7 protein-coding genes are annotated in these 24,717 nt (G+C 76.0%); 4 read left to right on the top strand and 3 right to left on the bottom strand.

The window, feature by feature from the left end; translation table 11 throughout:
• Nucleotides 1–121: 121 nt before the first annotated feature.
• The gene (locus tag ABZ404_RS12575; protein WP_358990398.1) at nucleotides 122–14,968 is read right to left on the bottom strand and encodes an SDR family NAD(P)-dependent oxidoreductase; all 14,847 of its coding nucleotides are present in this window, start codon (nucleotides 14,966–14,968) and stop codon (nucleotides 122–124) included.
• Nucleotides 14,969–15,171: 203 nt separating this feature from the next.
• On the opposite strand from ABZ404_RS12575, the gene ABZ404_RS12570 reads away from it, so the two are divergent.
• A complete protein-coding gene (locus tag ABZ404_RS12570) occupies nucleotides 15,172–16,236 on the top strand; it encodes a 3-dehydroquinate synthase family protein (protein WP_358835694.1) in 1,065 nt (354 codons plus the stop codon).
• The gene (locus ABZ404_RS12565) at nucleotides 16,229–16,663 is read left to right on the top strand and encodes a type II 3-dehydroquinate dehydratase (protein ID WP_358835693.1); all 435 of its coding nucleotides are present in this window, start codon (nucleotides 16,229–16,231) and stop codon (nucleotides 16,661–16,663) included. The genes ABZ404_RS12570 and ABZ404_RS12565 overlap by 8 nt, the downstream gene beginning before the upstream one ends.
• 32 nt (nucleotides 16,664–16,695) lie before the next feature.
• On the opposite strand, the gene ABZ404_RS12560 is transcribed toward ABZ404_RS12565, so the two are convergent.
• Nucleotides 16,696–17,601 (bottom strand): ROK family protein, encoded by a 906-nt coding sequence (locus tag ABZ404_RS12560; protein ID WP_358835692.1) that lies wholly within the window; start codon nucleotides 17,599–17,601, stop codon nucleotides 16,696–16,698.
• 327 nt (nucleotides 17,602–17,928) lie between these two features.
• Between ABZ404_RS12560 and ABZ404_RS12555 the strand changes: the two genes are divergently transcribed.
• Nucleotides 17,929–20,667 (top strand): BTAD domain-containing putative transcriptional regulator, encoded by a 2,739-nt coding sequence (locus tag ABZ404_RS12555; RefSeq protein ID WP_358835691.1) that lies wholly within the window; start codon nucleotides 17,929–17,931, stop codon nucleotides 20,665–20,667.
• A gap of 323 nt (nucleotides 20,668–20,990) precedes the next feature.
• Nucleotides 20,991–23,762, top strand: coding sequence for an AAA family ATPase (locus tag ABZ404_RS12550; RefSeq protein ID WP_358835690.1), 2,772 nt, complete (start codon nucleotides 20,991–20,993; stop codon nucleotides 23,760–23,762).
• Between the two features lie 56 nt (nucleotides 23,763–23,818).
• On the opposite strand, the gene ABZ404_RS12545 is transcribed toward ABZ404_RS12550, so the two are convergent.
• A complete protein-coding gene (locus ABZ404_RS12545) occupies nucleotides 23,819–24,595 on the bottom strand; it encodes an alpha/beta fold hydrolase (RefSeq protein ID WP_358835689.1) in 777 nt (258 codons plus the stop codon).
• Nucleotides 24,596–24,717 lie beyond the last annotated feature (122 nt).

Below are 24,717 nucleotides of genomic sequence, written 5' to 3'. Positions count from 1 at the left end.
CCGCATGCCGCCGTGTTCCGGGGAACACGGCGGCACGGCGCGCCCGGCCGCGGGCGGCCCTGCCGGGCCGGGGCGGCGCCCGGGCCCGGCGCGGGGCTCACCGCGCCGGGCCCGGGGGCTCTCAGGACAGGCCGAGCTCGCGCTCCGCCAGCTCGAACAGGTCGTCGTCGGAGACCGTCTCCAGATCGAGGACGTCCCCTCCGGCGGCGCGCCCCGCCTCCCAGCGGGCGAGCAGTCCGCGCAGCCGTCCGGTGACCTGCGCGTGGACCGCGTCGTCGGCGGCCCCGCCGCCGGCCAGCGCCCGCTCCAGCCGCTCCACCTCGTCGAGGAGGAGCGCCTCGGGCGCGGTGTCCCGCTCCGGCAGCACCATCCGGGCGAGCTCCGCGGCGAGTGCCCCGGGCGTCGGGAAGTCGAACACCAGCGTGGCCGAAAGCCGCACGCCGCTGGCGGCGGCGAGCCGGTTGCGCAGATCGACCGCTGCCAGCGAGTCGAAGCCGATGTCCTTGAACGCCTGGTCGGGGTTGACGGCCCCGGCCCCGGAGTGGCCGAGCGCGGCGGCGGCGGCCGTCCGCACCAGGTCCAGTACGGCGGCCTCCCGCTCGGCGGGCGACAGCGCCGCCAGCCGTTCGGCCAGACCGTGCTCCCCCGCGCTCGCGGAGCCGGCCGCCTGGCGCACCGGCCGGACCAGCGCCCGCAGCAGGGCCGGTACGGAACCGGTCCTGGCCCGTTCGCGGACGCCCGGCAGGTCGAGCGCCGCCGGCACCAGGAGCCCCTCGTCCAGGGTGAGCGCCCGGTCGAAGAGGGCGAGCCCGTCGTCCTGCGAGAGCTGCGGCAGGGCGCTGCGGCCGCGGCCGTCGGCGTTCAGATGGGCCGTCAGCTCGCTGTCGGTGTCCCACAGGCCCCAGGCCAGCGAGAGCGCCGGCAGGTCCTGTGCCCGGCGCAGCGCCGCGAGGCCGTCGAGGAAGGCGTTGGCCGCCGCGTAGTTGGCCTGCCCGGGGTTTCCGAGCACACCGGCCGCCGAGGAGAACGTCACGAAGGCCGCGAGGTCCAGGCGCTGGGTGAGCTCGTGCAGATGCCAGGCGCCGTCCGCCTTGGGCGCGAGGACGTTGTCGAGGCGCGCGGCGTCGAGCGCCGTCACCACGCCGTCGTCCACGGTGCCCGCGGCGTGCACCACGGCCGTCAGGGGGTGCTCCGGCGGGATCGCGTCGAGCACCTCGGTGAGGGCCGCCCGGTCGGCGGCGTCGGCCGTGGCGATCGTCACCCGCGCGCCCAGGGCCCGCAGGTCGTCCTGGAGCGCCGCGGCCCCGTCGGCCTGCGGACCGCGCCGGCTCACCAGGAGCAGCCTGCGCGCCCCGTGGTGGGTGACCAGGCGCCGGGCGACCAATCCGCCCAGGGTGCCGGTGCCGCCGGTGACGAGGACGGTGCCCTCCGGATCCAGCGCACGGGCCGTGCCCGCGCCCGCCGGCTCGCCCGGGGCGACCCGGTCCAGCCTCGGCACCAGGACCCGGCCGCCGCGCACCGCGCTCTGCGGCTCGCCGCTGTGGAGCACGGCGGGCAGCGCGGCGAGCGCGGTCTCGTCGTCGATGTCGAGCAGTGTGACCCGTCCCGGGTGCTCCGACTGCGCGGTGCGCACCAGGCCCCACACCGCGGCCGCGGCCGGGTCGCAGGACTCCTCGCTCCCCGCCGCCGGGACCGCGCGCCGGGTGACCACCACCAGCGTGCCCTCCTCCAGGCGGGGCTCGGCGAGCCACCCTTGCAGGAGGCCGAGGACCCGGCCGGTGAGCGCACGGGTGCGCGCCGGGGTGTCGCCGACTCCGCCGTCGACCGCCCCGAGCAGCACCGCGTCCATCGGGGCGGTGCCCGCCTCGATGGCGTCGGCGAGGGCGGTGGCGTCGGCGTACGCGGCGTTGGGCGCGGCCACGGGTCCGGCGTCGCCGCCGAGGACGGCCCAGGTCGTCTGCGACCGGGGCGCCTGCGTCTGCACCGGCTGCCACACCACTCGGAACAGGTGGTCGCCGGTGGTGTCGGCGGCGGCGCCGAGACGCGCGGCCGGCATGCGGCGCAGCACCAGGGAGCCGACCGTGAGGACCGGCGCGCCGGTGGGGTCGGTGGCCTCCAGGGAGAAGGCCTCCGTCCCGGCGGGGACGATCCGTACCCGCAGCGCGGTGGCGCCGGAGGCGTGCAGGGTGACGTCGTTCCAGGCGAACGGCAGGGCCACCGTGCGCTCTCCGTCCGCGCCGGGGGCGTCGTCCGCCCAGGCGAGGTCGGCGGCGTGGAGCGCGGCGTCGAAGAGCGCGGGGTGCAGCCCGAACCGGGTGCCTTCCGCGGCCAGTTCGGCGGGCAGCTCGACCTCGGCGAGGATCTCCTCATCGCGGGTCCACACCGACTTCAGGCCCTGGAACGCGGGCCCGTAGGCGAAGCCCTGCCCGGCCTTGGCGGCGTAGAAACCGCCGATGTCGCGCCGTTCGGCCCCGGCCGGCGGCCAGGCGGCGAGCGGGGCGCCCGGCTCAGCGGGCCGGTCGGTGACGGTGCCCTGGGCGTGCCGGGTCCACGGCGCGCCCGCCGGGGCGTCGGCGGCCCGCGAGTGGATGCTCACCGGGCGTCCGGCGCCGTCGCCGGAGCCGACGACGACCTGCACCTGGAGGGCGTCTTCGGCGGGCAGCACCAGCGGTGCCTCCAGGACGAGTTCGGCGAGGTGGCAGGAGCCGACCTCGTCGCCGGCCCGGACCGCCATCTCCACCAGCGCGGCCCCCGGCACCAGGACGGTGCCGGACACCTCGTGGTCGGCGAGCCAGGCGTGGCCGCGCGCGGAGAGCCGCGCGGTGAGCACGACCCCGCCGCCGTCGGCCATGTCGAGGCCGCCGCCGAGCAGCGGGTGCGAGGTGGCGCGCAGCCCGGGGGCGGCGCCGCCGGTCGCGGCGGCCGTCTCCGGCCAGTACCGCTGCCGCTGGAACGCGTAGCCCGGCAGGTCGACGCGGTGCGCGCCGAGGCCCTCGAAGGCGGCGGTCCAGTCGACGGCGGCGCCGCGGACGTACGCCTCGGCGAGCGCGGTGAGCAGGGTCGTGGCCTCGTCGCGCCCGCGCCGCAGCAGGGCGGCGGCAGCGGCCCCGTCGGCGGGGTCCGCGTCCTGCCCGGCGAGCGACTCGCGCACCATCGCGGTGAGCACCGCGTCCGGGCCGAGCTCCAGGTAGGTGCCGGTGCCCAGGGCGTCCAGGGTCCGCACCACATCGTGGAAACGGACCGCGGCGCGGACATGGCCGACCCAGTACTCGGGCGAGCACAGCTCCTCGGGCGCCAGGAGCGCGCCGGTGACGCCGGACACCACGGGGATCTCCGGCTCGTGGTAGGTCAGCCGCCCGGCCACGGAGCGGAACTCCTCCAGCATCGGCTCCATGAGCGGGGAGTGGAAGGCGTGGCTGACCCGCAGCCGCTTGGTCTTCAGACCGCGCTCCGCGAGCACGTCGGCGATCCGGCCGGCCGCCTCGGCGTCACCTGAGATCACCACGGCCCCGGGCCCGTTGACGGCGGCGACGCCCACCAGGTGGCCGACGCCCTCCAGCAGCGGCAGGACGTCCGCCTCCGCCGCCTGGACGGCGATCATCGCGCCGCCCTCGGGCAGGGCCTGGATGAGCCGGCCGCGGGCCGCGACGAGGGCCGCCGCGTCGTCCAGGTCGAGCACGCCCGCCACATGGGCCGCCGCCAGCTCGCCGATGGAGTGCCCGGCGAGGTGGTCGGGGCGTACGCCCCACGTCCGGAGCAGCCGGAAGAGCGCGACCTCCACCGCGAAGAGCGCGGGCTGGGTGAACTCGGTGCGCGCGAGCAGCTCCGGGTCGCCCTCCATGACCACGTCCGCGAGGGGGCGCGGCAGCAGCGGGTCGAACGCGGCGCAGATCTCGTCGAACGCCGCCGCGAACGGCCGGAACCGCTCGTACAGTTCGCGTCCCATGCCGGGGCGCTGACTGCCCTGTCCGGTGAAGAGGAACGCGGTGCCGCCCGGCGCGGTGGAGCCGGTGACGGCGCCGGGGCCGCCGGCGGCCAGCGCGTCGAGCGCCGCCCGCAGGTCCTCGTGGCCGGCCGCGACGACCACGGCCCGGTGGTCGAGCCGGGCGCGTGTGGTCGCCAGTGAGTACGCCAGGTCGGCGACCGGCACCTCGGGGGCGTCGGCGACCCGCGCGGCGAGCCGGGCGGCCTGGGCGCGCAGGGCCGTCGCGGAGTGCGCGGAGAGCAGGACGGGGAGCGCCGGGGCGGCGTCCCCGGCCGGGGCGGCGGGGGTGGCGCCGGGCCCGGACGGGACCGGCTCGGCGGGGGCCTGTTCCAGGACGACGTGGGCGTTGGTGCCGCTCACGCCGAAGGAGGAGACGGCCGCGCGGCGCGGCTCGTCCGCCCCGACCGTCCACGGCCGGGCCTCCTGGAGGAGTTCGACGGCGCCGGACTCCCAGTCGATGTGCGGGGACGGGGTGTCGGCGTGGAGCGTCCTGGGCAGCAGCTCGTGCCGCATCGCCAGGACCATCTTGATCAGTCCGGCGACACCCGCGGCGCCCTGGGTGTGGCCGATGTTGGACTTGACCGAGCCGAGCCACAGCGGCTCGTCCGGGGTGCGGGCCCGGCCGTAGGTGGCGAGCAGCGCCTGCGCCTCGATGGGGTCGCCGAGCGCGGTGCCGGTGCCGTGCGCCTCGACGGCCTGGACGTCCGCGGCCGTCAGCCCGGCGTCGGCGAGGGCCTGCTGGATGACGTCCTGCTGGGCCGGGCCGTTGGGCGCGGTCAGCCCGTTGGACGCGCCGTCCTGGTTGACGGCGGTGCCCTTGACCAGGGCGAGCACCGGGTGGCCCCGGCGGCGTGCCTCGGAGAGCCGCTCGACGAGCAGCAGCCCCAGGCCCTCGGCCCACACGGTGCCGTCGGCCTCGGCGGCGAACGCCTTGACGCGGCCGTCGGCGGCGAGGCCGCGCTGGCGGGAGAACTCGATGAAGTTGTCCGGCGTCGCCATGACGGTGACCCCGCCGACGAGCGCCATGGAGCACTCGCGCTGGCGCAGCGAGCGCACCGCGAGGTGCAGCGCCACCAGCGAGGAGGAGCAGGCGGTGTCGACGGAGAGGGCGGGCCCGCGCAGCCCCAGGGTGTAGGCGAGGCGGCCGGAGGCGACGCTGCCGGAGATACCGGTCAGCCGGTAGCCCTCCAGCTCCGCCGGCGCCTGCTGGAGCCGCTGGGCGTAGTCGTGGTTGATGACGCCGGTGAAGACGCCGACGTCGCTGCCCTGAAGGGACGTCGGGTCGATCCCGGCGCCCTCGAAGGTCTCCCACGCCACTTCGAGGAGCAGCCGTTGCTGCGGGTCCATGGCGAGCGCCTCGCGCGGCGAGATGCCGAAGAACTCGGCGTCGAACGCGGCGGCGTCCAGGAACGCGCCCCGGTCGGTGTAGGAGGTGCCGGTGTGGTCCGGGTCGGGGTCGAAGAGCGCGTCGAGGTCCCAGCCGCGGTCGGCCGGGAAGCCGCCGATGACCTCGGTGCCGTCCTCCACCACCCGCCAGAACTCCTCGGGGGTGCCGACGCCGCCGGGGAACCGGCAGCCCATGGCGACGATCGCGATCGGGTCGTCGTCCGGGTCGGCGGGCGCCGCGGTCCGTACGGGCGCGGCCTCGGCGGTGCCGGTCAGCTCGCTCTCGATGTGCCGGGCGAGCGCCTGCGGGGTCGGGTGGTCGAAGGCGAGGGTCGCCGACAGCCGCAGTCCCGTGGCTGCCGTGAGCCGGTTGCGCAGCTCGACGGCGGTCAGCGAGTCGAACCCGGCGTCCTTGAACGCGCGTTCGGCGGCCACGTCGTCGGCGGAGCCGTGGCCCAGCACCTCGGCGGCCTGGGCCCGTACGAGTTCGAGCAGGGCCCGCGACCTGGCCTCCGGGGCGAGCCGGGTCAGGTGCGGCGCTGCCTGGTCGGCCGCCTTGCGGGCGGCCCGGCGCGCCGGGCGCACCAGCGAGCGCAGCAGGACGGGGACGTCCCCGTCGGGGGCCGTGCCGAGGTCGAGCGCCGCCGGCAGCAGCGCCGGGTCGGCGCCGCGCAGTGCCGCGTCGAGGAGCGCCATGCCCTCCTCGCTCGTCAGGGCCCGCATGCCGCCGCGCCGGGTGCGGGCGACGGCGGACTGGTCGAGGGCGGCGGTCATGCCGCTGGCCTGCGCCCACAGGCCCCAGGCGAGGGACACGGCGGGCAGTCCCGCGGCGTGCCGGCGGTGCGCCAGCGCGTCCAGGAACGCGTTGGCAGCCGCGTAGTTGCCCTGTCCCGCGTTGCCGAGGGTGCCCGCGGCCGAGGAGAACATCACGAACGCCGCGAGGTCGGTGCCCCGGGTCAGCTCGTCGAGGTGGAGCGCTCCGTCGGCCTTGGGCCGCAGCACGGTGTCGAAGCGCTCGCGGGTGAGGGCGGTGACGACGCCGTCGTCGACCACGCCCGCGGTGTGCACGACACCGGTCAGCGGGTGCGCGGCGGGAACGGCGGCGAGCAGTTCGCGCACCTGCTCGCGGTCCGCCACGTCGCACGCCGCGACCGTCACCTCGGCACCCGCCCCGGTGAGTTCGGCGACCAGTTCGGCCGCGCCCGGGGTGTCCGCGCCGCGCCTGCCGGTGAGCAGCAGACGGCGTACCCCGTGCTCGGCGACGAGATGACGGGCGACGAGACCGCCGAGGGTGCCGGTGCCGCCGGTGATGAGCACCGTGCCGTCCGGGTCGAGCGGCCGCGGCACGGTGAGGACCACCTTGCCGGTGTGCCGGGCCTGGCCGAGGCTGCGGAACGCGGTCGGGGCGCGCCGCACGTCGTACGCCGTGATCCGCGGCAGCGACAGCGCGCCGCTCTCGAAGAGCGCGATCAGCTCGGTGAGCATCCGGCGGATGCGGCTGGGGCCGGCGTCGCGGATGTCGTACACCTGGTAGCGGACCCCCGGGTGGGTGCCGGAGACCTCCTCGGCGGTTCGGACGTCGGTCTTGCCGAGCTCCAGGAACCGGCCGCCGGGCGCCAGCAGTTCCAGCGAGCGGTCGGTGAGTTCACCGGCCAGCGAGTTGAGGACGACGTCGACGCCCCGGCCGCCGGAGGCGGTGCGGAAGTGGTCGGCGAAGTCCGCGTCGCGGGAGGACGCCAGGTGGGCGTCGTCGAAGCCCTGGGCGCGCAGCGCGGGCCACTTGCCGGGGCTGGCGGTGCCGTAGACCTCGGCGCCGAAGTGCCGGGCGAGCTGGACCGCGGCCGTGCCCACGCCACCGGCGGCGGCGTGCACCAGGACGGACTCCCCCGGCGCCAGCCGCGCCAGGTCGCTCAGGCCGTAGTACGCGGTGAGGTAGGCGACCGGCACCGCGGCGGCCTGCTCGAAGGACCAGTGGGCGGGGACGCGGGCGAGCATCCGGTGGTCGGTGAGGGCGACGGGGCCGAAGCCGCCGAAGTCGTCGGTCAGACCCATCACGCGGTCACCGGGCCCGAGGTCCGTGACGCCGGGGCCGACGGCCAGGACCTCACCGGCGATCTCGCCGCCGAGGCCGGTCTGGCCGGGCGCCATGCCCAGCGCCACCAGGACGTCGCGGAAGTTGACGCCGCAGGCGCGGACCGCGACCCGCACCTGGCCCGCCGCGAGCGGCGCGTCCGGGTCGGGCCCCGCGACGAGGGCCAGGTCGCTCAGGGAGCCGGTGTCCGCGGTGGCCGCCAGACGCCAGGTGGGGGCGCCGGACGGGACCGCGAGCGGCGCCTCGGTGGCGAGGCGGGCGAGCCGCGGCACGCTCACCTCGCCCGCGCGGACGGCCAGTTGGGGCTCTGCGGTGGCCAGGGCCGCCGCGAGCAGCCCGGCGGGGACGTCGTCGCCGGTGTCCGCCACGACGAAGCGTCCGGGGTGCTCGGACTGCGCGGCGCGCAGCAGCCCCCAGACGGCTCCGGCGGCCGGGTCGGTGACCTCGTCGGCACTGTGCACGGCGACCGCGCCCCGGGTGAGGACCACCAGGCGGGCGGTCTCCGGGACGTCCCGGTCGAGCCAGTCGCGCAGCAGGTCCAGGACGCGGCCGGTGGCGTCGCGCACGGCCTCCGCGTCGTCGGCGCCGGACGCGGGCAGCCGGGCGAGGAGCACCCCGGGGGTGTCCGGGCCGCTCAGCCAGGCGTCCAGGTCGTCATGGACCGGCCAGGGGGCGTCCGGCAGGGGTGCGCCGAGCCGGAGTTCGGCGATGCCGTCGTGGGCGGCGCCGCCCGGCAGGGGCAGCGGCTTCCAGTCGGTACGGAAGAGCAGGTCCGCCGAGGTGTCCCGGTCACCGCCCAGCTTCTCCGCGGCGACCGGGCGCAGCGTGAGCGCGCCGAGGGTGGCGACGGGGCTGCCCGAGGGGTCGGCGAGGTCGACCCGGGTGCCGCCGCCGGGCGCGGGGGCGATCCGGACCCGCAGCGCGGTCGCGCCGGTCGCGTGGAGCGCCACGCGGGCGAAGGCGAACGGCAGCCGGGGCGCGGCGCCGGGCGCCTCGGTGGCCTTGTCGGAGTGGAGGGCAGCGTCGAACAGGGCGGGGTGCAGGCCGAACCGCTCGGCCTCGGACGCCTTGTCGTCGGGCAGCGCCACCTCGGCGTACCGGACGTCGCCGTCGGTCCAGGCGGCGCGCAGCCCCTGGAAGGCCGGGCCGTAGCCGAAGGCCTCGGCCACCTGGCGCTCGTAGAAGCCGTCGGTGTCCACGGAGACGGCACCGGCGGGCGGCCACTCGGCCGGGAACGGCGTCCCGGCGCCGTCGCTCTCCTCGTCGGCGAGGAAGCCGGAGGCGTGCAGGGTCCACGGCGCGAGCAGGGACGCCTCGTCGGGGCGCGCGTGGACGGTGACCGGGCGGCGGCCAGTGGTGTCGGGGGCCGAGACGGTGATCCGGACCTGGAGGGCGGACCGCTCGGGCAGGACCAGGGGCGCCTCCATGACCAGTTCGTCGACGAGCGGCGTGCCGGCCTCGTCACCGGCGCGGAGCACCATGTCGAGCACGGCGGTGCCCGGCACCACGGCGTGGCCGGAGACGCGGTGCTCGCCCAGCCACGGGTGCGTGGCGAGCGAGAGGCGGCCGGTGCCGACCACCTTGTCCTCGTCGGGGACGGCGACCACGGCAGCGACCAGCGGGTGGTCGACGGCCGCGAGACCGGCCGCGGCGACGTCGGCGGCGCCGCCGTCGGAGGCGGGCAGCCAGTAGCGGCGGCGCTGGAAGGCGTAGGTGGGCAGCGGTACGGTGCGCGCGCCCGCTTCCGTCAGGGGCCCGGCCCAGTCCACCGTGACGCCGCGCACGTGCAGCTGCGCGAGGGCGGTGGTCAGGGAGCGCGGCTCGGGCTTGTCGCGGCGCAGCACGGCGAGGGCCGCGACGGCGCCGTCGCCGTCGTCGCCCAGGCAGTCCTGGACCATCGCCGTGAGGACCCCGGTGGGGCCGAGTTCGACGAAGGTGCGGGCGCCCTCGGCGTACAGGGTGCGTACGGCGTCGGCGAAGCGGACCGTCCCGCGGACGTGCCGGACCCAGTACTCGGGGCGGGTCAGCTCGCCGGGGGCGACGAGCCGGCCGGTGAGGTCGGAGACGAGGGGGATGGCCGGTTCGGCGTACGCGATGCTCTCGGCGACGGCCCGGAAGTCCTCCAGCATCGGCTCCATGAGCGGCGAGTGGAAGGCGTGGCTGACGCGCAGCCGCTTGGTCTTGTGGCCGCGCCGCTCCAGTTCGGCGGCGATGGTCGTGACGTCGGGCTCGGCGCCGGAGACCACCACGGCCCGGGGGCCGTTGACGGCGGCGAGGCTCACCCGGTCGGTAAGCAGCCCGGTGACCTCCTCCTCGGTGGCCTGTACGGCGACCATGGCACCCGTGGCGGGCAGCGCCTGCATCAGCCGGCCGCGCGCGGCGACGAGCCGCGCGGCGTCGCCGAGGGACCAGACCCCGGCGGCATGGGCGGCGGCGAGTTCGCCGATGGAGTGCCCGGAGAGCAGGGCGGGCTCGACGCCGCGCGACGCGAGGAGCCGGAAGAGCGCGACCTCGACGGCGAAGAGCGCGGGCTGGGTGTACTCGGTGCGGTCGAGCAGTCCGGCGTCGTCGCCGAAGACCACCTCGCGCAGCGGACGGCCCGTCAGATGCGGGTCGAGAGCGGCGCACACCTCGTCGAAGGCCTCGCGGAAGACGGGTTCGCCCGCGTGGAGTTCGCGGGCCATGCCCAGGCGCTGGCTGCCCTGTCCGGAGAAGACGAACGCGGTACGGCCCGGGGCGACCGCGCCGGTGACGGCGTCGGCGGTGGGGCGGCCCCCGGCCAGTGCGCGGGCCGCCTCGACGGCCGCCGTACGGTCCTCGGCGAGGAGCACGGCACGGTGGTCGAGGGCGGCGCGGCCGGTGACCAGCGAGAGGGCGATGTCGGCGCCCGACTGGTCCGGGTGCGCGGCGGCGTGGTCGGCCAGCCGGGCCGCCTGGGCGGCGAGGGCCTGCGCGGTCTTCGCCGACAGCGGCCAGGCCACGGGGCCCGGCGCATCGGGCGCGGTCCCGGCGGTGGCGGGCGCCTCCTCGTCGGCCTGCTCCAGGATGACGTGGGCGTTGGTGCCGCTGACACCGAACGAGGACACGGCGGCCCGGCGCGGACGGCCGGTCTCCGGCCAGGGCCGGGCCTCGTCCAGCAGGGCGACGGCGCCGCGCGACCAGTCGACCTTGGTGGACGGCCGGTCGATGTGGAGGGTCTTGGGCAGGACGCCGTGGCGCAGCGCGAGGACCGTCTTGATGACACCGGCGACACCGGCGGCGGCCTGGGTGTGGCCGATGTTCGACTTGAGCGAGCCCAGCCAGAGCGGCCGGTCGCCCGGCCGGTCCCGGCCGTAGGTGGCGAGCACCGCGCCGGCCTCGATGGGGTCGCCGAGGGTGGTGCCGGTGCCGTGCGCCTCGACGGCGTCGACGTCGGCGGGGGTGAGCCGGGCCTGGGCGAGCGCCTGGCGGATCACGCGCTCCTGGGCGGGGCCGCTGGGGGCGGTGAGGCCGTTGGAGGCGCCGTCCTGGTTGACGGCGGAGCCGCGCAGCACGGCGAGGACCTGGTGGCCGTTGCGCCGGGCGTCCTCGAGGCGTTCGAGCAGGACCAGGGCGACGCCCTCGGACCAGCTGGTGCCGTCGGCGGAGTCCGCGAACGCCTTGCTGCGGCCGTCGGCGGCGAGGCCCCGCTGGCGGGAGAACTCCACGAACGGCGACGGCTTCGCCATCACGGCGACACCGCCCGCCATGGCCATGGACGCCTCGCCCTCGCGCAGCGCGCGGGCCGCCAGGTGCAGTGCCACCAGCGAGGAGGAGCAGGCGGTGTCGACGGTGACGGCGGGGCCGCGCAGACCGAGCGTGTAGGAGATGCGGCCGGTGGCGACGCTGCCCGCGGCGCCGATGCCGAGGTAGCCCTCGATGTCCTGCGGGGCGCGGCGCAGATGGGACGCGTAGTCGTGGTACATCAGACCGGCGAAGACGCCCACGTCCTTGCCGTGGAGCGAGTCGGGGGCGATGCCGGCGCCTTCGAGGAGCTCCCAGGAGGTCTCCAGGAGCAGCCGCTGCTGCGGGTCCATGGCGAGCGCCTCGCGCGGGGAGATGCCGAAGAGCTCGGCGTCGAACTCGCCCGCGTCGTAGAGGAATCCGCCGGCGCGCGCGTACGAGGTGCCGCGGGCGGCGGGGTCGTCGGAGAACAGTTCGCCCAGGTCCCAGCTGCGGTCCTCGGGGAAGGGGCTGATGGCGTCGACGCCGTCCTCGACCAGGCGCCACAGGTCGGCCGGTGAGGTCACGCCGCCCGGGAGGCGGCAGGCCATGCCGACGATCGCGATGGCGTCGTCCTCGGAGGGCGCGGCGGGCTCGGGCACGGCCGCGGCCACCGGCTGCTCCTGCCACAGCTCGGCCTTGAGGTAGGCGGCGAGGGCCGCGGGGGTGGGGTGGTCGAAGGCGACGGTCACCGCGAGCGGCACGCCGGTCGCGGTGATGAGGGCGCCGCGCAGGGAGACCGCGTCGAGGCTGCTGAAGCCGAGGTCCTTGAAGGCGCGGTCGGCGGCGACGTCGGGCGCGCCTGCGAGTCCGCGCACCCGCGCCGCCTCGGCCCGGACCAGTTCGGTCAGGGCGTGCAGCCGGGCCGGGTCGGGCAGCGGGTCGAGCAGGTCGCGCAGCACGGTCGCGGCGGCGTCGGAGTTCTGGGCCGCCGTGCCCGCGTCGGTGTCGATGAGCGCGCGCAGCAGGACCGGCGCGGAGCCGGAGCGGGCCGCGTCCGCGTCGACGCGCAGCACCGCGAGGTACGGCTGGGCGGTGCCGCGGGCCGCGTCCCACATGGCGAGCGCCGTCTGGGCGGGCAGGGCGGTGCCCGGCTCCCAGACGAGGGTCTGGGCGGGCAGGCCGTGCGCGTGGCGCAGCCGGGCGAGGCCCTCCAGGAACGCGGCGTGCGCCGCCTGCGCTGCGCGGTCGGCGGACTCCAGGACCGCGGCGGCGGAGGTGAGCAGGACGAACGCGGACACGTCGGTGTCGCGGGTGAGTTCGTGCAGGTTCCAGGCGCCCTGGAGGGCGGCGTCGGGGTGCCCGCCGGGGGAGGCGGGGGCGGCGCCGACGGTGTGGAGGATCTGCGCCGGGGAGGTGGTCAGCGAGCCGAGCACCTTGGCGAGGGCGCGGCGGTCGGCCGGGTCCCCGGCGAGCAGGCGCACCTTGGCGCCCTGCTCGGCGAGGTGCGCCTTGAGGGCGGCGGCCCGCTCGTCGCCGCGGCCGTGCGGGCTGAGCAGGACGAGGTCGCGCACGCCGTGCGCGGCGACGAGATGCCGGGTGAGGGTGGCGGCGACGTCGGTGTGGGCGCCGGTGACCAGGACCGGTCCGGCCGGGCGCGGGGCGTCGGGGTCGCTGTCGCCCGCGGGCACCCGCGTCAGGCGCGGCCGGAGCGCGACGGAGGGCCGCACGGCCAGGCGGGGTTCGTCCGAGGCAAGGGCGGCGGCGAGGAAGCTGTCGGCGCCGGCGCCGAGGTCGGCGACGGTGAGCCGGTCGCCGTGGCGCTCCCGGGCGCCCGCGGCCCAGCCCCACACGGCGGCCTGGGCCGGGTCGACGGCCGGGTCCTCGGCGGAGACGGCGACGGCGGCGCGGGTCACCACGGTCACGCGGCCCCCGGCGGTGCGCGGGTCGCCGGCCCAGTCGTCGGTCTGCTCGTGGAGCCGGGCGACGAGCGCGTGGGCGGCGGTGACGGGGTCGTCGCCGGGCTCGCCGGGCGCGTCGGCGACGGCGAGCAGGGTGACCTCGGGCAGCGGGGCGCCGCCCGCGACCGCGCGCCGTACGGCGTCCAGGTCGGCGTGGACGGTCGTCTCGGCGTCCTCGGGCAGGGCGGCGGCGAGGGCCCGCGCGCCCGGTCCGGCGACGGCGTAGCGGCGCGGCGCGGGCGTGTCCCGTGCCGCGAGGGGCAGCGGGAACCAGTCGAGGCGCAGCAGGGAGTCGTAGTGGCCGGTGCCGACGGCCCGCAGCCGGGCGGGCGCGGCGGCCAGCCGATGGCGGGTGATCTTGCCGGAGGCGGTGCGCGGGACGCTGTCGATCTCGTACAGCTCCTCGGGGACCTTGTACGAGGACAGCCGCGCCCGGCACTCGGCGAGCAGTGCCTGCGGGTCGAAGCCCTCGGGGCCTGCCACGAGGAAGGCGACCGGGACCTCGCCGAGGACGTCGTGCGGCTTGGCGGCGACCACGACGTCGGCGACGCCGGGCAGGCCCCGCAGGACCTCCTCGACCTCGCCGGGGTGGATGTTCTCGCCGCCGCGGATGATGAGTTCCTTGATGCGGCCGGTCACCGTGAAGTACCCGGCGTCGTCGCGGCGGGCGAGGTCGCCGGTGCGGTACCAGCCGTCGCGCATGACCTCGGCGGTGGCCTCGGGCCGGTTGTGGTAGCCGAGCATCACGTTGGGGCCGCGCACCCACACCTCGCCCTCGGCTCCGTCGGGTACGTCGAAGCCGGTCTCCGGGTCGACCAGGCGCACGCCGAGGCCGGGGACGGGCAGGCCGCACGAGCCCTCGACCCGCTTGCCGGTGGGCCAGTTGATGGTGATGGAGCCGCAGGTCTCGGTCGAGCCGTAGGCGTCGATGAGGGGCGCGCCGAACGCCTCCTCGAAGGAGCGGCGCAGCTCCGCCGTGGTGACCGCGCCGCCGACGAGGCACATGCGCAGTTCGGGGGCGGTGAAGCCGGACCTGCGGGCGGCGCGGACCAGGTAGTGGTACATGGTCGGCACGCCGGCGAGGAAGGTGGCGGACTCCTCCGTCAGGGCGTCGAGCACGTCGTCGGCCTCGAAGCCGTCGACGATGCGGGCGCTGGCGCCGACGGAGGTGACGGCGAGGACGCAGAAGATGTGGGCCAGGCTGTGGAAGAGCGGCAGCGGCCACACCACGCGGTCCTCGGCGGTGAGGCCGGTGACCGGGATGTATCCGGCGGCCACCGACCACAGGCAGTTGCGCTGGGTGGAGAGCACGCCCTTGGGGCGGCCGGTGGTCCCGGAGGTGTAGAGCATCCAGGCGGGCTCGTCGAGGCCGAGGTCGTCGCGGGCCGGGAACTCCGGCTCGTCCGTGACCAGTCGGGTGAAGGAGAGCGTCCCCTCGGGGGCGCGGCCGGGCGCGTCGCCGACGAGGACCACGGTCATCCCGGGCCGCTCGCGCAGCACTTCGCGCAGGCGGGCGTGGTGGGTGTGGTCGGTGAGCAGGACGCGGGCACCGCTGTCGTCGAGCTGGTAGGCCAGTTCGGCCTCGGTGGCGCGGGGGTTGAGCGGGACGCCGATCCCGTTGGCCCGGGTGATCGCCAGATAGCTCTCGGCGCTCTCCACGCGGTTGCCGAGGAGGATGGCCGCGCGGTCGCCCGGCTGGAGCCGGTGGGCGGCGAGGTGCCCGGCGAGCCGGCCGGTCCGGACGTACAGGTCCCGGTAGGAGACCGCGCGGCGGGCGTCGCGGTAAGCGATCTTGTCCCCGTACTGCTCGGCATGAGCGCGCAGTCGTTCCGGTAGCGGCCGGATCAGGTCGGTTCGGAGCATGGTCACCACATCTCTTGTTCGCAAATGGTCCCGGCGTCCCGTCAGTCTCATCGCGCGGCCCCGTCGCTCACCCCCTGTCCGTCCCCCTATGGCCTCCCTGACTTGGGCGCCGGAACGGGGCCCCGCCCCGCCTCCCGGCAGAGGATCCGGGAGGTGGGACGGGGACGGCGACGCGTCCCCGCACGCATCCGGAAAGGGTTCATATGACGACCGGTACGCACCGGACCATCACGGTCGACCTGGAGGACCGTTCGTACGACGTCACCATCGGGCCGGGCGTACGGCACCTGCTGCCCGAGGCGGTGGCGCGCACCGGGGCACGGCGGGTGGTCGTGGTCTCCGCACGGCCGCCGGAGTGGGTGCCGGACCCCGGCGTGCCCTCGCTGTTCGTGCCGGCCCGGGACGGCGAACACGACAAGACGCTGGCCACGGTGGAGCGGCTGTGCAGCCGGTTCGCCGAGTTCGGGCTGACGCGGTCGGACGCGGTGGTGTCCGTCGGCGGCGGTACCACCACCGACTCGGTGGGCCTGGCGGCGGCCCTGTTCCACCGCGGCGTTCCCGTGGTGCACCTGCCGACATCGCTGCTCGCGCAGGTGGACGCCAGCGTGGGCGGCAAGACGGCGGTCAACCTGCCCCAGGGCAAGAACCTGGTGGGCACCTACTGGCAGCCGAGCGCCGTCCTGTGCGACACGGACTACCTCAGCACGCTGCCGGAGCGCGAACTGACCGGCGGGTACGGCGAGATCGCCCGCTGCTTCTTCATCGGCGCGGGCGATCTGCGCGGGCTGCCGCTGCACGAGCAGATCGCGGCCAGCGTGGCGCGCAAGGCGCAGATCGTGGCCCTCGACGAGCGGGACACCGGCCACCGCCATCTGCTCAACTACGGCCACACGCTGGGCCACGCGCTGGAGCGGGCGACGGACTTCGCGCTCTCGCACGGCGAGTCGGTGGCCATCGGCACGGTCTTCGCGGGCCGGCTGGCCGGGGCGCTCGGCCGGATCCCCGCGAGCCGGGTCGCCGAACACCTGGACGTGGTACGCCACTTCGGGCTGCCCACCGCGCTGCCGCCCGAGGTCGACGTGGACGGTCTCGTCGCCCTGATGGCGCTCGACAAGAAGGCCACGCACGGCCTGACGTTCGTCCTCGACGGGCCCGGCGGAGCCGAGCTCGTCCCCGATGTTCCCCGGCACGTGGTCGCCGAGACGCTGACCGCGATGGACCGGGCCCCCCGTACCTCCCCGACCGGCGAAAGGGCCGACCATGCCTGAACTGCTGCTGCTCAACGGACCGAACCTGGGCATCCTGGGCCGGCGCGAGCCGGAGATCTACGGCACCGACACGCTCGCCGACATCGAGAAGGCGGTGGCCGACGAGGTCGCCGAGCGCGGCTGGACGGTCACCTCGTTCCAGAGCGACGTCGAGGGCGAGCTCATCGGCCGTATCCACGGCTCGTACGACACCGTGGGCGCGATCGTGAACCCGGGCGCCCTGATGATCACGGGCTGGCCGCTGCGGGACGCCCTGGCCAGCTATCCGCGGCCGTGGATGGAGGTGCACCTGTCCAACGTGTGGGCGCGCGAGTCGTTCCGGCACGAGTCGGTGATCGCCCCGCTGGCGTCCGGGATCATCGTCGGGCTCGGGGCCTACGGCTACCGCCTCGCGGCCCGGGCGCTGCTCGCCAAGGTCCCGCACTGACCGCGTCCGGGACCGCCGGCCCGGCGGGGGTGTCAGCCCTGCCGGGCCAGCAGCAGTGCGCCGTGGAGCGAGGAGAGGCCGCCGAGGCCGGCCGCCGCCACGCGCGGCGGGCGGACCCCGGGCCGGACCAGCGCGGCCACGGACCGGGCGGTCTCCTCGACCACCGCGGGGATCGCCGCGGCGAACCCGCCGCCGATCACTGCGGTGCCGGTGTGCAGCGCCTCGCCGAGCGAGACCACCGCCAGCGCCAGCGCCTCGCCGGTCGCGGCGACCGTCTCCCGCGCCCAGGGTTCGCCCGCCTCGACGGCCGCCCGCAGCTCGGCGAACTCCACCGCGCGGCCGCGCAGTCGGGCCGCCCTGCGCAGCGTGGCCGGGCCGGAGGCGAAGGCCTGGAGGCAGCCGCGCCGGCCGCAGTCGCACAGCGGCCCGGACCGGTCGACGACCATGTGGCCCAGCTCGCTCGAGCCCCGGGCCGGTCCCGGACAGGGCCGCCCGTCGAGGACCAGGCCGCCGCCGACGCCGGTGCCGACCCCGAGGTAGACCAGGTCGCGGCTGCCCGCGTGCGCGGCCTCGGCGAGCGCGGCCAGGTCGCCGTCGTCCCCGATCTCCAATCGCGCCCCGGGCAGCAGCGCGCGCAGCCGTGCCCCGAGGTCAAGCCCCCGCCAGGACGGCCTGTTGGGCCAGGCGGTGACGTGCTGCCGCTCGTCGAGCGTCACGGGTACGGCGACGCCCGCCGCGGCGAGGGGCTCCCGCTCCCCGGCGAGGAACTCCTGGACGTGCCGGGCCAGCGCCGCCATGTCCTCGGCGGCGGTGGCCTGGGGGTGCCAGGGGAAGGAGTCCTGCGCCGGGGGCCGTCCGGCCCCCTCCAGGCGCAGCGCGACCTTGGTGCCGCCCACGTCGATGCCCAGGTACGTACGGTCTGCCGGGTTTTCGATCACAGCCGGGAGCCTAGGCCGTCACGGAACGGAGCCACCCATTCCGTGGTCATGGACCGCCAATCGCCGGGCACTGTGACCGACTTCATAGAAGTTGACACTCTGTCAACGTCCGGTGGAGGGGTGCTCCCATTTCCCCGGCCTGGTCCAGACCTGTCATCACGCTGGGTGTCCCGACCTCGCCTTCCCCCGGCCCCCCGCCCCAGTAATCCGGCTTGACCAGGCAAAACGAGCTACGAAGAATGCCGGTGCCGCTCAGCGGCCGAACCCCTCCCCCTACCCCCGCTCCCCCGCTCCCCACTTCCCCGTCGTGAATTGAGGGCCGTGCGCATGCAGTTCAACCTCCTCGGACCGCTCACCGTGGTCCACCAGGGGCAGACGGTGCTGATCCGCGGCCTCAAACAGCGGGCCGCGCTGGGGATCCTGCTGCTGCACGCCAACAGGACGGTGGCCACCAGCCGCCTGCTGACCGCCCTGTGGGGCGACGACGTCCCGCCCACCGCGCGCAAGGGGCTGCAGAACGTGGTGGCCGGTCTGCGCCGGGCCCTGCACTCGGCCACGGACACCTCGGTGGCCCTGGAGACCCGGCCGCACGGATACGTGCTGCGCGTGCCCGAGCAGGACATCGACTGGTGCCGCCACCAGGCGCTGGTGGAGCAGGGGCGGGCCGAGATGGCCGCCGGCGCCCGGGAGCCGGCCGTCGCCCTGCTGCGGGAGGCGCTGGGGCTCTGGCGCGGCCCGGTCCTCGCCGACCTCGTCGAGGCCGGCGTCGACTGGCCGGAGACGGGGCTCGTCCGCAGCGCCCGCCTCGACGTCCTGGAGGACTGCGTCGAGGCCGAACTGGCCGCCGGCTCCCACCACGAGCTCGTCGCCGAGCTGCTGGCGGAGTACGAGGCGAACCCGGCCCGCGAGCGGCTGTGCGGGCAGCTGATGCTCGCGCTCTACCGGTGCGGCCGGCACGCCGAGGCGCTCAGCGCCTACCGCCGCACCCGGGACACCCTGGCCCGGGAACTGGGGCTGGACCCCGGCCGCGCGCTGCGCGACCTGGAGCAGTCGATCCTCAACCACGACGCCTCCCTGCTGCCCGCCTCCGGGGACACGCCCGCGGCCCCGTGGACCGCGGACCGCGGCGAGCGCGAGCCGGGGTACGACACGCCCCCGGTGAGCGTCGAGTGGAAGCTGGTCAGCGTGCTGATGGTCCGCGCCCACTTCGACCCGCACGCCCAGCACCACGACCCGGAGTGCGTCGCCGAGGGGCTGCGGCTCGCGGGCGCGGCGGTCCGGGACGAGGTGCGCCGGCACGGTGGGGTGGTCACCGGGGTCATCGGGTCGATGTGGCAGGCCGCGTTCGGGGTGCCCAGGAGCCAGGAGGACATCGCCGAGCGGGCCATGCGCGCCGCCCTGGCCGTGCAGCGCCGGCTCGGCGGCCACGCGCCGAACGGGGTGATCACGCGGATGGAGGTCTCCGCGGCCGTGACGACCGGCGAGGCGCTGCTCTCCCGGCACTGCGGCGGCGACCGGCGGATCGACCTGACCGGCGGGGTCCTCGACCGCTGCCAGCAGCTTCTGGACTTCGTCCGCCCGGGCACCATCCGGGTCTGCGACACCACGGCACGGGCGGGCCACTGCGCGGTGGTGCACTCCCCGGCCGTCGACCAGCTCGGCGGCTGGCTGGTGACCGGTCTGCTGCCGAGCGGCCCCGCGTCCACCGGGCCCGCGCCGTTCACGGGCCGCGGCGAGGAGCTCGGGGCGCTGCGCGGACGGCTCGACGCGGTGCGCACCGGCGGCCGGCCGCATCTGGTGACCGTGGTCGGTCCGCCCGGCAGCGGACGCAGCAGGCTGGTGGCCGAGTTCGCCGCGGCGGCGGGCGCGGGCGACGAGCGGGTGCGCCGCCTCGTCGGCCGGGTCCCCCCGTTCCGCGAGCCCGCCCGGCCGGGGCTGCTGGGCGGCCTGCTCGCCTCGTACGCCGGGATCGGCCCGGACGATCCGCCCGAGGCCGCCCAGGACAGGCTCGACCGGGCGGTGCGCGCGCTCGCCGGCACCGCGCGGACGGCCGACTGGCTGATGTCCCGGCTCGCCCCGCTGGCCCTGCCCCGGCCGGACGGTGACGCGGAGCAGGAGGAGGCCCAGGCGCTGCCCGCCTGGCGGCGGTTCCTCGAAGAGCTGGCGACCGACGCGCCGCTGACCGTGATCATCGACGACCTCCACCTGGCCGACGACGCGGTGCTCGACCTGCTCGACGACCTGGCCTCGCCCGGCTCCGTCCCGGTGCTGATCGTCGCGACCGCCCGCCCCGAGCTGCTCCAGCGCCGCCCGCGCTGGGGGCAGGGGCGGCCGGAGCTGTCCACGCTGTTGCTGGAGCCGCTGCCCGAGGACGCCACGGCGGAGCTGTTCGACGCGGTCCTGTCCATGCCGCCGCTGCGCAACGGCGCCGGGCTGCACACCCGGGTGGGCCTGCCCTCGCGGGCCGCGCTCATGGCGCGGATCGACGGCAATCCGCGTTTCGCCGTCGAGTACGCCGAGGCGCTGCGCGACGGCACGCCGCTCTCCTGGGAGCTGTCCGCCCGCACCCTGAGCCAGGCCGACCACCTCCCGGACGCCACCGGTCTCCCGGTGCCGCAGTCCGTGTACAGCATCATCGCCACCCGGCTCGACACCCTGCCGGACCATGACCGGGCGGTGCTCCAGGACGCCGCCGCGCTCGGCACCCGGGTCACGGCGGCGGCGGTCGCGGCCGTGGGCGGGCGGGACCACGACGAGGCGGCGCACTGCCTGCGCCATCTCGAACAGGCGGGCCTGCTGCGCCGGGTGCCCGCCGCACTCGCCTCGGGTGACCAGATGGAGTACGCCTTCCGTACTCCTCTGGTGCGCTGCGTGGCGTACGTACAACTGCCGCGTACGGCACGGGTCGCCAAATATCGGCGGGCCGCCGCATGGCATGGCGATTCGGGCGCGGAATTTCCGGATCAGGTTATTCCGCATGAGGATCCGCTGGCTTCCCGAGATGGCTGCACCATTGCGGAATGCTCGCTGGAGGAGCCTTCCACGCGTGCGCCCATGCGGCGGTAATGAGGAGGCACCGGCGCCACAGAATTGAATGTAATTAACACTCACCTTCGACGAACCGGCAGATCAACGGCAAAAACCGGCACTGGGGTCGGATTTTCGCTGGCGGAACCCAGCATTCTGCCGGGCCTCCGCCGCGGCGGAGGCCCGGACCTTTTGAAAACCGGTCGACCGACCGGAAAAACACGCGACCTCTCCCCCGACCGGCATTGCCGGGGCATGGGCCGAACCTCACCGTCCCGTGGCCGCTTCGGTGTTATGTTTCCGATCGTTTCCAGCCCGCTAGCACAAAACGGCAGGGCGACGGATATCAATGGGGGAAAGTAATGCATCTAGTGGAGCGGCGAGAACACCTCGCCCAGCTCGGAGAACTGGCCGCCCGCTCCAGCGGGAGGCAGGGGCAGGTCGCCCTGGTCTCCGGCCCGCCCGCCACCGGCCGCACCTCGGTGCTCCAGGCCTTCGTCGAGCAGCAGCTCGGTGAGGGAGCGCTGGTCCTCAGCGCCTCCTGTGTGCCCAACGAGAGCACTCTGCCGCTGGGCGTGGTCCGCCAGCTCCTGCACGGCGCGCCGCTGCCCGGCCGCCACCCCGAGGAGATCAAGGAACTGCTCGCCCAGGCCGCCCGGCACGCGGTGGGCTTCAGCTCCGACGTCGCACCCGAGGAGCTGCTCGCCGTCCACCACCACCTGGTCCTGCGGCTGAACGAGGTCGCGGCCGACCGGCTGCTGGTGGTCACCGTCGACGACATCGAGCACGCCGACATCCCCTCCCTCTGCTTCCTCATCCAGCTGGTCCGGCGCAGCCTGACCGGCCGCATCATGATCGTCCTCACCGACGAGGGGCAGCGATCGGGCGTGCCCTCGCCGTTCGTCACCGAACTGCACCGCCAGCCCCATCTGCACCGGATCCCCCTCGCCCCGCTCTCCGCCGAGGGCGTACGGGAGTTCCTCGCGCTGCGGGTGGGCACCGCCACCGGCGACCGCCACGCGCAGCGCCTGCACGAGGAGACGGGCGGCAACCCGCTGCTCCTCGACGCCCTCGTCGAGGACCGGTTCGCCTCGCGGGACGGCTCGGGCCGCTACGAACTCGCGGTCCTCAGCTACCTCCACCGGGGCGGACCGCGGATGCTCGAGGTCGCCCGCGCCCGCGCGCTGCTCGACGAGAGCGCCGAGTGGGTGGCGCCGGGCCGTCTGATCGACCTGGCGCCCAAGGCCGAGGAGCAGATCGCGGCCCAGCTGCGGGACGCCGGCGTGCTGGACGGGACGGGGGCCTTCCGCCGCGCCTCCGCCCGCGCCGCCGTCCTCGACGAGATCCCCGCCGAGCACCGGGCGGCGCTGCACCGGCGGGCGGCCGAGCTGCTCGGCGACTGTGGCGCGCCGCTGCCGGCGATGGCCGGCCATCTGCTGGAGGCCGGCGCCCCGCCGCCGCCGTGGGCGACGCCGCTCCTCCAGGAGGCCGCGGAGCAGTCGCTGCGCGCCCACGACCTCCAGCGCGCCGCCCGCTACCTCGAACTGGCGCTGGAGGGCGCCACCGACCCGGCCGTCGCCGCCATGACGCGCGCCCGGCTCGCGCACGCCGAGTGGACGATGTCCCCCGGCTCGACCGGGCGGCACATCCCCCAGCTGACGGCGGCGCTGCGGGCCGGCCACCTCCAGCGGCGCGAGGGCCTCAACCTCGTACGCCATCTGCTGTGGCACGGCCGGACCGACGAGGCGGTGGAGCTGCTGGACCTGCTGCGCTCGCAGGCCGAACAGGACAGCGAGGCCGCGGCCGAGCTGCGCGGACTGGAGCAGTGGCTGGCGATCACCCACCCGACGCTGGCCCGGCGCGTCGGACCGCCGTCCGGCGGCCCGGACGGCAACGTCCACCTGCTGTCACCCCTGGCCGACCCCTGGCTCCAGTCCACCGCCGCGCTCTCCGGGCTGCTCTCGCGGGGGCAGTCGGCGAAGGCGGTCTCCCGGGCGAAGGAGACCCTGCGCGACCTCCACCTGGGCCAGCACACCTGCTGGGTCGACGAGGCGGCGCTGCTCTCCTTCTCCACCCTCACCGCGGCGAACCAGCTCGACAGCGTCATGGAGTGGTGCGAGCGGCTCTTCGAGCGCGAGAAGGGCGGCCGGACCCTGCCGTGGCGGGCCGTCGTCCTCGCCGTGCAGTCCGAGGTCGCGCTGCGCCGAGGCGACCTGACCGGCACGGTCGAGGCGTGCACCGCCGCCCTGGAGGAGCTGAACGTACGGGCCTGGGGCGTCGCGGCCGGGCTGCCGCTGGGCAACCTCCTCCAGGCGTACGCACGGCTGGGGCGGTTCGACGAGGCCGCGGAGGTACTGGCGCAGCCGGTGCCGGACGCGATGTTCCGTACCCGGTACGGGCTGCACTATCTGTACGGGCGCGGCCAGCTCTATCTGATGACCCGTCACTACCATGTGGCGCTGGCCGACTTCCTCTCCTGCGGCGACCTGGTCCGGGGCTGGGGACTCGACCCGGTCGGGATCGTCCCGTGGGCGGCGGGCGCGGCCGAGGCGTGGCTGGGTCTGGGCAACCACGACCAGACGCGGCAGCTCGTCAGCGACCTGCTGGCCCGCACCGGCGACCGCGGCGCCCGCAACCGCGCGCTCGCCCTGCGGCTGATGGCCGCGGTGAGCCCCGCTCCGCGCCGCCCGCAACTCCTGCTGGAGGTACTGGAGTTGATGGAGAGCTGCGGCGACCGCTACGAGCAGGCCCGCACCCTGGCCGATCTGAGCGACGCCTACCACCGCCTCGACGACAACCGCCGGGCCCGCATGCTGCACCGGCGCGCGCTGCACATGGCCAGGATGTGCGAGGCCGAGCCGCTCGTCCGGGAGCTGCTGTCGGTCAGCCGCGAGCTGGTGGAGGTGTTGGCCGACTCCGGCGGCACCGATCACCTCGCGGCCCTGACCGACTCCGAGCGGCGGGTGGCGGCGCTCGCGGCGATGGGATACACCAACCGGGAGATCGCGGCCAAGATCTACGTCACCCCGAGCACGGTCGAGCAGCATCTGACCCGCGTCTACCGCAAGTTGAACATCAAGCACCGCAAGCAGCTGCCGTCGGACCTCAGCTGGCACCTGGAGGCCGCGAGCTGAACCGCCCGTCGCCCGGGGCCCGCACGGCCCCGGACGACGGGCGTCCGGCGTTCCGCTCAGACCGCGCCCGCCACCCGGTCGGCGGCGAGGTCCGCCTCGACGGCACCCGCGATCGACGCGATGTGGTCGAGCAGGTAGAAGTGCGCGCCGGTGAAGGTCCGCACGGAGAACGGGCCCTCGGTGTGGCCGCGCCAGTCCTCGGCCTCGTCGGCGCTCACCATCGGATCGGCGTCGCCGGTGAGCACCGACAGCGGGCACCCCAGCCGTTCGGCGGGGTCGTGCCGGTAGTTCTCGATGGCGCGGTAGTCGCCGCGTACGGCGGGCAGGACGAGCTCCACCACCTCGGGGTCGGCGAGCAGTTCGGCGTGCGTGCCGGCCAGCCGCCGCAGCTCCGCCCCGATCCCGGCGTCGTCGCGCCGCCAGACGTTCTCGAAGCGGTAGCGGGACGGGGCCCGGCGCCCGGAGGCGAACAGCCGCACCGGCCCGGGCAGCCCCGCGCGCCGCATCAGCAGCGCCACCTCGTACCCCACGACGGCGCCCATGCTGTGCCCGAAGAGCGCCACCGGCCCCGGCTTGAGCGTCCGCAGCGCCGTGAAGACCTCCCCGGCCAGCTCCCTGAGATCGCTGATCACCGGCTCCCGGTAGCGGTCCTGGCGGCCCGGGTACTGCACCCCGAGGGTGGGCACGCGCTCCCCCAGCGCCTCGGCGAGCGGCCGGTAGAAGCTGGCGGAGCCGCCGGCGTGGGGCAGGCAGACCAGCCTCGGGACGGAGTCGTCGGCCGTGCCCGCGGGGCCGAAGGGGCGTATCCAGTTCTGGGCTTCGTCGGATGTCATGGTGCGTGTCATGGTCCCACCCTGCCCCGCGCGGCCGCCTTCCCCGGCCGTCCACGAGGCGGTTAGGGGGCGAAGTGGGGTACCTCGCGGCCCCGGGCGCCGAAACAATCTGGCTGTCAGCT

Source organism: Streptomyces sp. NPDC005878 (assembly GCF_040629815.1).
Taxonomy (GTDB): domain Bacteria; phylum Actinomycetota; class Actinomycetes; order Streptomycetales; family Streptomycetaceae; genus Streptomyces.
The sequence above is the reverse complement of the archived record's forward strand: the minus strand, read 5'-3'. Positions and strand labels throughout refer to the sequence as shown.

Excerpts from the sequence above, each read along its gene's own strand:
- ABZ404_RS12565 (WP_358835693.1), top strand. The coding sequence starts at position 16,229 with ATGCCTGAACTGCTGCTGCTCAACGGACCGAACCTGGGCATCCTGGGC.
- ABZ404_RS12550 (WP_358835690.1), top strand. The coding sequence starts at position 20,991 with ATGCATCTAGTGGAGCGGCGAGAACACCTCGCCCAGCTCGGAGAACTG.
- ABZ404_RS12575 (WP_358990398.1), bottom strand. The coding sequence starts at position 14,968 with ATGCTCCGAACCGACCTGATCCGGCCGCTACCGGAACGACTGCGCGCT.
- ABZ404_RS12545 (WP_358835689.1), bottom strand. The coding sequence starts at position 24,595 with ATGACATCCGACGAAGCCCAGAACTGGATACGCCCCTTCGGCCCCGCG.
- ABZ404_RS12570 (WP_358835694.1), top strand. The coding sequence starts at position 15,172 with ATGACGACCGGTACGCACCGGACCATCACGGTCGACCTGGAGGACCGT.
- ABZ404_RS12555 (WP_358835691.1), top strand. The coding sequence starts at position 17,929 with ATGCAGTTCAACCTCCTCGGACCGCTCACCGTGGTCCACCAGGGGCAG.